General features: G+C 42.1%; 12 protein-coding genes and 3 tRNA genes. All 15 read left to right on the plus strand.

Annotated elements, in window-relative coordinates:
* The 15 genes from rapZ (at position 1) to LI164_RS03000 (ending at position 12685) form a co-directional block, all read left to right on the plus strand.
* Entirely contained in the window at positions 1-882 is an 882-nt protein-coding gene (gene rapZ, locus LI164_RS02930) for an RNase adapter RapZ (RefSeq protein ID WP_005331962.1), read from the plus strand.
* A gap of 9 nt (positions 883-891) precedes the next feature.
* Positions 892-1770: a DNA-binding protein WhiA gene (gene whiA / locus LI164_RS02935; RefSeq protein WP_005331963.1), complete on the plus strand. Its 879-nt coding sequence runs from the start codon at positions 892-894 to the stop codon at positions 1768-1770.
* A 16-nt stretch (positions 1771-1786) separates the two neighbouring features.
* Complete coding sequence (locus LI164_RS02940; RefSeq protein ID WP_005331964.1) at positions 1787-2050, plus strand: HPr family phosphocarrier protein; 264 nt, start codon at positions 1787-1789, stop codon at positions 2048-2050.
* 94 nt (positions 2051-2144) lie between these two features.
* The gene (locus LI164_RS02945) at positions 2145-3095 is read left to right on the plus strand and encodes a diacylglycerol kinase family protein (RefSeq protein ID WP_005331965.1); all 951 of its coding nucleotides are present in this window, start codon (positions 2145-2147) and stop codon (positions 3093-3095) included.
* A gap of 4 nt (positions 3096-3099) precedes the next feature.
* Entirely contained in the window at positions 3100-4473 is a 1374-nt protein-coding gene (locus LI164_RS02950; RefSeq protein WP_040015378.1) for a sodium-dependent transporter, read from the plus strand.
* Between the two features lie 340 nt (positions 4474-4813).
* Positions 4814-4885, plus strand: a tRNA-Glu gene (locus LI164_RS02955).
* Between the two features lie 292 nt (positions 4886-5177).
* Entirely contained in the window at positions 5178-6044 is an 867-nt protein-coding gene (gene fba, locus LI164_RS02960) for a class II fructose-1,6-bisphosphate aldolase (RefSeq protein WP_040015379.1), read from the plus strand.
* A gap of 208 nt (positions 6045-6252) precedes the next feature.
* Positions 6253-8364, plus strand: a complete 2112-nt coding sequence (locus LI164_RS02965) for a glutamine synthetase III (RefSeq protein ID WP_005331968.1) — start codon at positions 6253-6255, stop codon at positions 8362-8364.
* A gap of 283 nt (positions 8365-8647) precedes the next feature.
* Positions 8648-9169 carry a DUF1700 domain-containing protein gene (locus LI164_RS02970; protein ID WP_040015380.1) on the plus strand — a complete coding sequence of 174 codons (522 nt, stop codon included), beginning with the start codon at positions 8648-8650 and terminating at the stop codon, positions 9167-9169.
* A gap of 388 nt (positions 9170-9557) precedes the next feature.
* Positions 9558-9761 carry a hypothetical protein gene (locus LI164_RS02975; RefSeq protein ID WP_005331971.1) on the plus strand — a complete coding sequence of 68 codons (204 nt, stop codon included), beginning with the start codon at positions 9558-9560 and terminating at the stop codon, positions 9759-9761.
* 247 nt (positions 9762-10008) lie between these two features.
* Positions 10009-11163, plus strand: a complete 1155-nt coding sequence (locus LI164_RS02980) for a class I SAM-dependent RNA methyltransferase (protein ID WP_117494474.1) — start codon at positions 10009-10011, stop codon at positions 11161-11163.
* A gap of 23 nt (positions 11164-11186) precedes the next feature.
* Positions 11187-11810: an RdgB/HAM1 family non-canonical purine NTP pyrophosphatase gene (rdgB, locus tag LI164_RS02985; RefSeq protein WP_227086715.1), complete on the plus strand. Its 624-nt coding sequence runs from the start codon at positions 11187-11189 to the stop codon at positions 11808-11810.
* Positions 11811-11883: 73 nt separating this feature from the next.
* Complete coding sequence (locus tag LI164_RS02990; protein WP_005331976.1) at positions 11884-12363, plus strand: metallophosphoesterase; 480 nt, start codon at positions 11884-11886, stop codon at positions 12361-12363.
* 169 nt (positions 12364-12532) lie between these two features.
* Positions 12533-12607 (plus strand) — tRNA-Pro (locus LI164_RS02995).
* 7 nt (positions 12608-12614) lie between these two features.
* Positions 12615-12685, plus strand: a tRNA-Gly gene (locus LI164_RS03000).
* Positions 12686-12806: the final 121 nt, after the last annotated feature.

A 12806-nucleotide genomic window follows, 5' to 3' on the forward strand; every position in this document is an offset into this window, starting at 1 on the left:
ATGAGACTTGTAATTGTGACTGGAATGTCCGGTGCCGGAAAAAGTACAGCACTTAAGATGCTGGAAGATATGGGATATTTTTGTGTGGATAATCTGCCGGTCCCATTGATTCCGAAATTTGCAGAACTTCTGGCGGTGCCGGGTACGGAGATGAATAAAGCAGCTCTTGGAGTAGATATCCGGAGCGGACAGAGCTTTCAGGAGCTTGCGAATGTACTGAAAGTTCTGGATGAAGGCGGCTGCCAGTATGAGATCCTTTATCTGGAATCCAGCGATGATGTACTTGTAAAGAGATATAAAGAGACGAGACGTTTTCATCCGCTGGCAGGTAGTGACGGACGTGTGGAAGATGGTCTGAAGAGAGAACGAGAACTTCTTGGATTCCTGAAGAAAAAAGCGGATTATCTTGTAGATACCAGTCATATGCTTACAAGAGAACTGAAAGCAGAGCTGAACAAGATATTTGTCCAGAACAAGGAATATAAGAACCTTTACATTACGGTGTTGTCATTTGGCTTTAAGTATGGAATTCCGAATGATGCAGATCTGGTGTTTGATGTACGTTTTCTGCCAAATCCATATTATATAGAAGAGTTACGTCCTATGAGTGGAAATGATCAGCCGGTCAGAGACTATGTGATGAATAACGACACAGCAAAACAGTTCTTGACAAAGCTTACGGATATGGTAGAATTTCTCATACCGAATTACATTTCCGAGGGAAAGACACAGCTTGTGATCGGAATTGGATGTACGGGAGGAAAGCATCGTTCCGTTACACTGGCAAATGAATTGTATGAGGCGCTGAAAAAAACAGACAGCTATGGAGTTCGCATTGAGCACCGTGATATCGGAAAAGATGCGATCACGAAGGCAAAATAGGTGAGTATCATGTCGTTTTCGGGGAAAATAAAAGAAGAACTCGCAGAGCATGTCGCGAAAGCACGGCATTGTAATCTGGCAGAACTGACTGCGATTTTACATATGTGCGGGGAATTTGAAGAAGATAAAAATGGTATATGTACGATTAGATTCCGATCAGAAAATTATCTGGTAGCGAGAAAGTGCTTTACATTAATGTCAAAAACATTTAATATAGAAGCTGACATCGTAGTCCGAAAGAATATGACGAATGGAAGCACAAGTTATTTTATGCGTTGGGCAGGAGAGGAACTGTTGGCGGTAAAGAATGCACTTGTGCAGGCTGTATGCTGTAAGCGTGCTTATATCAGGGGGGCATTCATTGCAGCAGGATCGATGAGTGATCCGAGCAAGTCTTATCATTTTGAGATTGTGTGTGGGGAACTTGCACAGGCAGAGTATGTGAGAGATATGATCAACAGCTTTGACCTGGATGCTAAGATCGTAACGCGTAAGAAGACATTTGTCGTATACTTGAAAGAAGGATCCCAGATTGTGGATGTCCTGAACATTATGGAAGCGCACATCGCCCTCATGGAACTTGAGAATGTCCGCATTTTGAAGGAGATGCGCAACTCAGTGAATCGAAAAGTTAATTGTGAGACAGCGAATATCAACAAGACCGTATCGGCGGCCGTAAGGCAGATGGAAGATATTGTGTATGTCAGAGATACAGTTGGCTTGGATTATTTACCGGAAGGATTAAGAGACGTTGCCCTTACACGGCTTGAGAATCCGGATGCAACTCTGAAAGAGCTGGGGAGTCTTATGGCAGACCCGGTTGGAAAATCAGGGGTGAATCACCGGCTGAGAAAGATTAGCGAGATAGCAGATAAGTTAAGGGGTTAGTTTAAGGAGGATTTATATGATTAAGAAACCTGTTACACTTCGGTCAGACCTGGACATGGAGTCCAGACCAATCGCACATCTTGTGCAGGAGGCAAGTCAGTATGACAGTACGGTGTACATTGAGATGGACAACATGAAGATTAATGCCAAAAGTATTATGGGGATGATGGCATTACAGTCACACCAGCCGGGAAAAGGAACCAACCTTACTCTCATTGCTGAGGGAGACGACGAGGAGCAGGCTGTAAGTGGAGTGGAATCATTTCTGCTTGCACAGTAATCAATAACATACATAGATAATTGAGGAATCGAAAGAGGGCATCTCACATGCCCTCTTTTTGGAATATATTGTAAAACCATGGAGGAAATGTCAGATGAAAAAGCTTCTATTTGTATACAATCCACGTGCAGGAAAAGAGATGCTAAAGCCAAGATTGTCAGATGTTCTTGATATCTTTGTGAAAGCGGGATATGAAGTGACAGTGCATCCGACACAGGCATACAGGGACGCTTATTATCAAATCAAGGAATACGAAGTTGGCAAATATGATCTGATTGCGTGTAGCGGTGGAGATGGAACGATTGACGAGGTTGCGACTGGAATGATGAAGCGCCGTGAGATGGGAAAAGATGTTGTTCCGGTAGGATATATTCCGGCAGGAACGACGAATGATTTTGCCAAGAGTCTGCACATTCCGAGAAAACCCCTTGCGGCAGCAGACAATGCGGTGAAGGGAGTTCCATTTCCGTGCGACATTGGAAAGTTCAATGACAGCGTATTTGTTTATATTGCAGCATTTGGAATTTTTACAGATGTGTCCTACGAGACAGATCAGGCAGTGAAAAATGTACTTGGTCATATGGCGTATATATTGGAAGGTGCAAAGAGAATCTTTAACATTCCTTCCTATAAAATTAAGGTGGAGCATGACGGGGAAGTTATCGAGGACGAATTTATCTTCGGTATGGTGACGAATTCTCGTTCCGTTGGCGGCTTTTCTAATATGGTCGGGAAAAATATAGTATTTGACGACGGACTGTTTGAAGTGACACTGATCAAGACCCCGAAGAATCCAATTGCTTTGCAGGAGATTATTGCAGCACTCCTGATCGAGCAGGTGGATACAAAGCATATGTACACATTTAAGACAAAAAAAATTACCTTTGATTCTGTTGAAGAGATTCCGTGGACACTGGATGGAGAGTTCGGCGGAGAACAGGATTATGTGGAAATCGAGAATGTTCAGAAGGCAATGGAGATTATGGTTCCGGAGAATCATGTACTGGAGCTGAGCGAGCAGAAAAATAAAATAGAAAGAGATTAAATAAGTGGAGACTAGAGAAAAATTTTCATCAAGACTGGGATTTATATTAATGTCCGCAGGCTGTGCAATTGGTCTGGGAAATGTATGGAGATTCCCGTATATCACAGGAGTGTACGGAGGAGGAGCATTTGTGCTTCTGTATCTGTTCTTTCTTTTGATTTTAGGACTTCCGATCATTGTTATGGAGTTCGCGGTTGGCCGTGGAAGCCAGAAGAGTATTGCAAAGTCTTTCAATGAACTGGAACCAAAAGGAAGTAAATGGCACATTTACCGCTATTTCGGAATTGCAGGTAATTATCTGCTGATGATGTTCTATACGACAATCGGCGGCTGGATGCTCGCATATTTCGTAAAGATGGTAAAAGGAGATTTCGTAGGAGCTGACACAAAGCAGGTGGAGGCGATTTTTGGAGAACTGACTTCTAACAGAAATGAAATGCTGTTCTGGATGATTTTGATTTCCGTGCTGGGGCTTATAGTGTGTTCTATGGGACTTCAAAATGGTGTCGAAAAAATGACAAAATTCATGATGTCCAGTTTGTTTGTAATTATGTTAATATTGGTCGTTCGTGCAACGACACTGGATGGTGCGGTAGATGGATTGAAGTTCTATCTGCTTCCGGATTTTGGTAAGATGGCCGAAAATGGATTTAAAGAAGCGGTGTTTGCGGCAATGGGACAATCATTCTTTACTTTAAGTGTCGGAATTGGTGCACTGGCAATCTTTGGAAGTTATATTGGAAAAGAGAGAAGATTGACTGGAGAGGCAATCAGCATCACCGTTCTGGATACGGTTGTAGCGCTTGTTGCAGGTCTGATCATATTTCCATCCTGTTTTGCATTTGATGTAAACCCGGGTCAGGGACCAGGACTTGTATTTGTGACACTGCCAAATGTATTCCGTGAGATGGCTGGCGGAAGAATCTGGGGAGCTCTGTTCTTCCTGTTCATGTCGTTTGCAGCATTTTCCACGATCATCGCAGTGTTCCAGAATATTATCCAATTCGCAAGAGATATGTGGGGGATTTCTTTGAAGAAATCTGTTCTTATTAATGGAGTTCTGCTGATTCTTCTTGCGGTGCCTTGTGTGCTTGGAATGACAGACTGGGCAGGATTCTCTATAGGTGGAAAGAGTATTATGGATATCGAGGATTTCCTTGTAAGTAATAACCTTCTGCCGATTGGATCACTGGTATATCTTTTGTTCTGTATGACAAGATATGGCTGGGGATGGGATAATTTCATAAAAGAAGCAAATACCGGATCCGGAGTGAAATTCCCGACACATAAAGCCATCCGGTTTTACCTGACATTTATCCTGCCGCTGATCGTGCTGTTTATTTTCGTGCAGGGGTATTGGGGGTTGATTGCAGGATAGGACATAAAAAACGTAGTTTTAGATTACGATGTCGTACAAACAATGGTTTTGCGCCGACCGAAACGGAGTGTAGACTTGCAGAGGTGCGCAGTAGAAGTATGTCATGCAATTGCATGACGCGCACCTCGCAGCAAGAAAGCCAATACACCGAAAGCCGAATATGATTTCCGGTATAAAGGTGCATCGGAATGTCAGATGCGTCCCTACAAAATGTCGGAATTTGATGAAAAAATAAAAAAGTTTAAAAAAATTGAAAAAAGTGCTTGCATTCTTGGGAAACCTTTGCTATACTAAGCAAGTACCGAACACGAGGGTACAGAAAAACATAAAAAACTGATATGGCTCCGTGGTCAAGCGGTCAAGACGCTAGCCTCTCACGCTGGAATCAGGGGTTCGATTCCCCTCGGAGTCACTAAGATCCACAGATTGTTCTGTGGATCTTTTTGTTGTATCCGTGATGAAACGAAGTCTGAGGAGTATTCACCTGGAAAAGATATTTTACAAAAGTATTAGTCCAGAAAACGGAAATGACTTATTTGAAGTATCAAAAGGCGTAGAATTTAATTGTTAAAAATATGACGAAAATACCTCTGGATCGGCTGAATTTTTTGACAAAATCACATGTCTCCAGATACTTGTCATTTAGAATGTTATGGTCTATAATGAGGAAAGCAAAGGTAACAATTTAAATGGAGGAATTTAATATGTTAGTATCAGCAAAAGAAATGCTTGAAAAAGCAGTAGAAGGCCACTATGCAGTAGGGCAGTTTAACATCAACAATCTGGAGTGGACAAGAAGTGCGCTTCTTGCAGCAGAAGAGGTAAAATCTCCAATTATCCTTGGTGTATCTGAGGGTGCAGGAAAATGGATGACAGGATTCAAGACAGTTTCTGCTATGGTACAGGCCATGATCGAAGAACTGAATATCACAGTTCCGGTAGCATTACATCTTGACCATGGTACATACGAAGGATGTTATAAGTGTATAGAGGCAGGATTCTCCTCTATTATGTTCGACGGATCACACTATCCGATCGAGGAGAACATTGAGAAGACGCGTGAACTTGTGAAAGTCTGCAATGAGAAAGGAATTTCTCTTGAAGCAGAGGTTGGTTCTATCGGTGGAGAAGAGGATGGCGTAGTCGGAATGGGCGAGTGCGCAGATCCTAAGGAATGCAAGATGATCGCTGATCTCGGTGTTACAATGCTGGCAGCAGGAATCGGTAATATTCATGGAAAATATCCTGCAAACTGGCAGGGACTCAGCTTTGAGACTCTTGATGCAGTTCAGCAGTTAACTGGAAAACTTCCGCTCGTTCTTCACGGTGGTACAGGTATTCCGGATGATATGATTAAAAAGGCAATCAGTCTCGGTGTTGCTAAGATCAATGTAAATACAGAGTGCCAGCTTTCATTTGCAGAAGCTACACGTAAATACATTGAGGCAGGAAAGGATCTGGAAGGAAAAGGATACGATCCACGTAAACTTCTCAAACCAGGTGCAGATGCAATTATTGAAACTGTCAAAGAAAAGATGGAATTATTTGGCTCAGTTGGTAAGGCTGAATAAAGATTTAATTTATACTTGCCTTTTTCAGACGATTGGGTTATACTAACTGACATAGACAGAACAAAGGCGTTCCAATGTTGAATTGGAGTGCCTTTTCTGTATATATAAAAATAGTAATTGTTTAGTATTTGACAAACGGCGAGTATAAGAAAGAATATGGTATTGAATGATTACAATTTAAAATAAGTGAAAGAGAGGAAAGCAGGATATGAGCGAGCGTTTTAATGTAGCAGACATTTTCGGAGAAGATGTATTTAATGACACTGTTATGCAAGAGCGCCTTCCGAAAAAAGTATACAAGGATTTGAAGAAGACGATCGAGGAAGGAAAAGAATTAGACCTTGCCACAGCTGATGTCATCGCACATGAGATGAAAGAGTGGGCAATTGAGAAGGGAGCTACACATTATACGCACTGGTTCCAGCCACTGACAGGTGTAACTGCTGAGAAGCATGATTCATTCATTTCCGCACCGCTTCCGAGTGGAAAGGTTCTTATGAGCTTTTCTGGAAAAGAACTGATCAAAGGAGAGCCGGATGCATCTTCATTCCCGTCCGGAGGACTTCGTGCAACATTTGAAGCACGTGGATATACAGCATGGGATTGTACATCACCGGCATTTGTAAGACATGATGCAGCAGGTGCTACACTTTGTATCCCAACTGCTTTCTGCTCTTATACAGGAGAGGCACTGGATCAGAAGACACCACTTCTTCGTTCTATGCAGGTAATCAATGAACAGTCATTGAGATTACTTCGTCTCTTTGGAAATACAACAGCTAAGAAGGTAACACCTTCTGTTGGACCTGAGCAGGAATATTTCTTAGTAGATGCTGAAAAGTTCATGCAGAGAAAAGATTTGATCTATACAGGACGTACACTTTTCGGAGCAATGCCTCCAAAAGGTCAGGAGCTGGATGATCATTATTTTGGAACAATCCGCCAGAGAATTGCAGGATTTATGAAAGATGTAAATGAACAGCTTTGGAAAGTTGGAGTTTCATCAAAGACACAGCATAATGAGGTTGCACCGGCACAGCATGAGCTTGCACCAATCTATGCTGAAGCAAATGTAGCTTTGGATCACAACCACCTTGTAATGCAGACGTTAAAGAGAGTTGCATGTCAGCATGGTATGAAGTGTCTGCTTCACGAGAAACCATTTGCTGGAGTTAATGGATCTGGTAAACATGACAACTGGTCACTGATAACGAATGATGGAAAGAATCTTCTGGATCCAGGTGATACACCTCATGAGAATATCCAGTTCTTACTTGTACTTACATGTATTTTGAAAGCTGTTGATGAGCACGCAGATCTTCTTCGTGAGTCTGCAGCTGATCCGGGAAATGACCACAGACTTGGAGCAAATGAGGCTCCACCGGCAATTGTATCTGTATTCCTTGGAGAGCAGCTTGAGGATGTCCTGAATCAGTTGATCAGCACAGGAGAAGCTACACATAGTCTTGCAGAGGGAATCCTTAAGACAGGTGTAGATACACTTCCGGATTTTACAAAAGATGCTACAGACCGTAATAGAACATCACCATTTGCGTTTACAGGTAATAAATTTGAGTTCCGTATGGTAGGATCTCGTGATTCTATTGCCGGACCGAACGTTGTACTTAACACAATCGTAGCAGATGCATTTGCAGAGGCATGTGATGTACTGGAGAAAGCAGATGACTTTGATCTTGCAGTACATGATCTGATCAAGAAATATGCGACAGAGCATCAGAGAATCGTATTCGGTGGAAATGGATACTCTGACGAGTGGGTTGCAGAGGCTGAGAGACGTGGACTTCCGAACATCAAGTCTATGGTAGAAGCTATTCCGGCACTGACAACAGATAAAGCAATTAACCTCTTTGAGAAATATAAGGTATTTACAAAGGCAGAGCTTGAGTCTCGTGCCGAGATCAAATACGAGAACTACTCAAAGGCAATCAATATTGAAGCTCGCACAATGATCGATATGGCTACAAAACAGATCATTCCTGCAGTTATCAAATATACAAAAGAACTTGCAGATACAATCAATGCTGTAAAGGCAGCAGGTGCAGACGTTTCTGTACAGTCTGAGCTTCTGACAGAGATTTCGGCTCTTCTTGTAGAGAGCAAGAGCGCTCTGAAAGCTTTAACAGAAGTTACAGAGAAAGCTGCAGAGATGGAAGAAGGAGAAGAGCAGGCCAGATACTATCACTTCACAGTTGTTCAGGCTATGGCTGCGCTTCGTTCACCAGTTGACAAACTTGAGATGATCGTAGATAAAGAAGCATGGCCAATGCCTTCCTACGGAGATCTGATGTTTGAAGTATAAGATAAATGTTCCGATAGCAGAGTACAGGAGATTGTAGACTGCGGAAACTTTAGAAAGAATTAAGGATTTTATAAGGACCTTGGACTTGGAATGAACACATCTTTGTGCTATTCTAGGCTCAAGGTCTTTTTCTATGGCATTTGAGTAATGTTGTATGGAGTAGAGATGCATTGTGGATCTTTAAATAATAAAGTGTGAAGGTGTCTGGCGCGTTCGTGATACATAATAGAAAAGATTAAGTGTTAATATTAGATATAAGAGATGAAGGAAGGAGATGGAAGATATGACAAAAAATGAATTCCTGGAGGGGCTTAGAAAGGCTCTTGGTAATGATCTGGATCGTGAGACTGTGCAGGAAAATGTTGCATATTATGATGGGTATATCAGTGTTCAAGTGAATATTGGAAGAACAGAAGAAGAGGTGACCGCGGAGCTTGGCGATCCGTGGGTAATCGCGCAGACAATTATTGATGCGGAGGAAGCAAAGCGGGGCACGGGCAGAAATGCTGGAAGTTCCTATACTACTGCTAATAGTGGATTCAGTGATCCGGTATATGGAGATGGCGGGGATTATACACGCGAGGATTATTATGATCAGAATCAGGGATATCAGACACATGTGCACACATTTGGCTTTGATACCTGGTGGAAAAAGCTGTTGCTGATACTTGGAATTATTGGGATTATCGTGCTTGTAGTATCGATTGTTGGAGGAATTATAAGCCTTCTGGCACCGATTTTGATTCCGCTTGTGATCATTATGCTGATTATCAGACTGATTGGAGGAAGCGGCCGGCGATGGTAAGCGAGACAGGCAGCCATATAAATATGATTTATATATAGAAAATATATGAAATAAGAAACAGATATTCCGACAGGGTTAAAATCAAGCCTGCCAGAATATCTGTTTTTGTTTGGAAAAATAGGGCAAAATAAAAGACTGATAGGGGAGCTATCAGTCTTTTGAGGGGAGTATAAATAATTAATAAGGGGTTGTAGAAAGTTGTGCTTCCTACGAATTCAAGTATAATATAGGAATTTCTAAAAAGCAAGATAAAAATGAAAAATCTTAAAAAAACCTTAAGTTGAGATTAAGATGCAAAAATATAAAAAATAAAACTATTTTACATCACATAAAATTCGGATGCCGGGACATACTAATTTTGCAGCAAAAAAGATTAGGAGGAATTAATATGGCTAAGAATTACAGTTCATCAAACAAAAACAGTTACGGCGAGGATGGTTACAACTCAACAAACAAGAACAAAACAAATTCAAGTATGGGGGATAAAAACGCATCTAACAAGACTTCAAACAAGAATGCAAAGAATTCTTCAAACAAGAATGCATCTAACGCATCTGACCGCAATTGTCATGATGAGAGTGACAGATACTAATCAGAGCTGATGATCAGCGTGGTTTGCAGGTATACTGTGAATTTTGCTGGCGACCGGGGGCATGCCATAAGGCATGTCCCTGTCTGTGTTGCCGGGCATATGAAGTGATAATGATCGAGAAACCGCCTGAGATATCTGAAAATATTTTTTGTTGGGTCTGACTTACGGAAATGATTGACAGTGCCCGGTAATAAAAGTAATATGAAAGAAAAACTTTTTTAATGCAAATGATGATTTGGAGAGATATATGAGAAGAATGGAATTGATTGCTCCGTGCCATTTTGGACTGGAAGCAGTGCTAAAACGTGAAATTATAGACCTTGGATATGAGATTTCGGAAGTGGAAGACGGAAGAGTCACATTTATCGGAGATGAGGAGGCTATATGCCGTGCAAATGTGTTCCTGCGTACGGCAGAGCGTATTCTCATTAAGGTGGGGAGCTTTAAAGCAACAAGCTTTGAAGAGCTGTTTGAGGCAACGAAGAGCCTTCGCTGGGAAGAATATATTCCGAGAAACGGAAAATTCTGGGTTGCGAAAGCTGCTTCGATAAAAAGTAAGCTGTTCAGCCCGTCAGATATTCAGTCTATTATGAAAAAAGCGATGGTACGCAGACTTCAGGAGTATTATGGCATCGAATGGTTCCCGGAGGATGGAGCATCTTACCCGGTACGTGTATTTTTAATGAAAGACATTGTGACAATTGGAATTGATACTTCAGGGGTATCTTTACATAAACGTGGATATCGAGAAGTGTCTGGAAAAGCGCCGATTACAGAAACGTTGGCGGCATCACTTATTATGCTGACACCTTGGAATAAAGACCGGATCCTGGTAGATCCATTTTGTGGAAGTGGAACATTTCCGATTGAAGCGGCTATGATGGCAGCCAATATTGCTCCGGGAATGAATCGTTCTTTTACAGCTGAATCTTGGATGAATATTATACCGAAAAAGGTCTGGTATGACACGATTGATGAGGCAAATGATTTGATTCAGGATGATGTAGAGGTGGACATTCAGGGATACGATCTGGACAGTTCTGTAATTAAGATCGCAAGACGCAATGCCAGAGAGGCGGGAGTGGATCATCTGATACATTTTCAGGAAAGAGACGTTAAAGATCTGCATCACCCGAAAAAATATGGTTTTGTGATTACCAATCCACCGTATGGTGAGCGATTGGAGGATAAAAAGGATCTTCCGGCCCTTTACAGAGCATTTGGTGAGAGCTTTAAGCATTTGGACAGCTGGTCTGCCTATATGATAACTTCTTATGAAGAAGCTGAACGATATTTTGGACGCAAGGCGGATAAGAATCGTAAGATTTATAATGGAATGTTGAAGACCTATTTCTATCAGTTCCTTGGGCCGAAACCGCCAAAGAAGCCGAGGGAAAAGTAGGAAAAGCCAGAGGAGAATTGAAGATGGACATAATTATATTTGCGACAGGTAACAAAAATAAAATGATAGAGATCCGTATGATTCTAGCAGATCTTGGCTGCAAGATCTTGTCCCAGAAAGAAGCCGGAATCCAGGCGGATGTAGTAGAGGATGGACAGACATTTGAAGAAAATGCGTTAATTAAGGCGACGACGATCGCGGATATTGCACGGAAGATGCCAGAGTATAAAAATGCAGTTGTTCTGGCAGATGATTCCGGACTGGAAATCGATGCGCTGAATAAAGAACCGGGAATCTATTCGGCACGCTATATGGGTGAGGATACGTCTTATGATATTAAGAACCAGGCGTTGATAGACCGGCTTGAGGGAGTGCCGGATGAGAAGCGTACGGCAAGATTTGTATGTGCGATAGCGGCGGCGCTTCCAGACGGAAGTACGGAAGTTGTACGAGGAACGATGGAAGGTCGTATTGGTTATGAGATCGCAGGGGAAAATGGATTCGGATATGATCCGATCTTTTATCTGCCGCAGTTTGGCTGCAGCAGTGCGGAACTTGAACCGGAGAAGAAAAATGAACTGAGCCATCGTGGAGAAGGACTTCGCAAAATGCGCAAAGTATTGGAAGAAAAGCTGGAAAGCAAATAGAAGATATGACCAGACGAAAGAAAAGGTAGCTAGAAGAATACAGTAAAAGAAAAGACAGGAAGACAAAAGAAATATGAAAATTGTGATAGTAAGTGATACACATGGTTCCAGAAAGAATATTGAAAATGTTTGTGAGTGTAATCCGGATGCGGATATGCTGATCCATCTTGGTGATGTGGAAGATGATGCAGATTACATAGAAGCTATTTTTGAGTGTCCAACGCATATTGTGGGTGGAAACAATGATTTCTTTTCAAGACTTCCGAGGGAGGAAGAATTTGAACTGGAAGGACATCATATCTTTATTACGCATGGACATGCATATTATGTCAGCATGGGAGAGGCGCATTTGCAGGAAGAAGCGCGCCGCAGAGGTGCGGATATTGTGATGTATGGGCACACACATGTACCGGCACTTACAATAGACGCTGATCTTGTGACGCTGAATCCGGGCAGCCTGACTTATCCGAGGCAGCAGGGACGACAAGCTACTTACATGGTGATGAAGTTAGAAAAAGGAAAACAGCCTGAAGTAGAGCTTAAAACTGTGTAAAGATATGAACTCAATAAGTCTGGAAAGCCCGATTTTACGGGCTTTCCGAAGTATGGAAGATACTTTGAAGAATTTTTTTGAAAAAAGTTTAAAAAAGTTGTTGACATATAGAGGGGGCTTATGTATAATACTATTTGTGTCACGGAGATAACGACACGGAAACAAAAAACGGGGTGTGGCTCAGCTTGGCTAGAGCGCCTGGTTTGGGACCAGGAGGTCGCAGGTTCGAATCCTGTCACCCCGATTGATATGCGGGTGTAGTTCAATGGTAGAACACCAGCCTTCCAAGCTGGATACGTGGGTTCGATTCCCATCACCCGCTTTCTTAAAGCCTGAAAGCTTTGAGAGCGGTTCTGGTAAAGAATGAATCGAAGAAAACAATTAATACGCGGGTGTAGTTCAATGGTAGAACACCAGCCTTCCAAGCTGGATACGTGGGTTCG

Origin of the sequence: Dorea sp. 210702-DFI.3.125 (genome assembly GCF_020560945.1) — a bacterium.
Lineage (GTDB): Bacteria > Bacillota > Clostridia > Lachnospirales > Lachnospiraceae > Dorea > Dorea formicigenerans.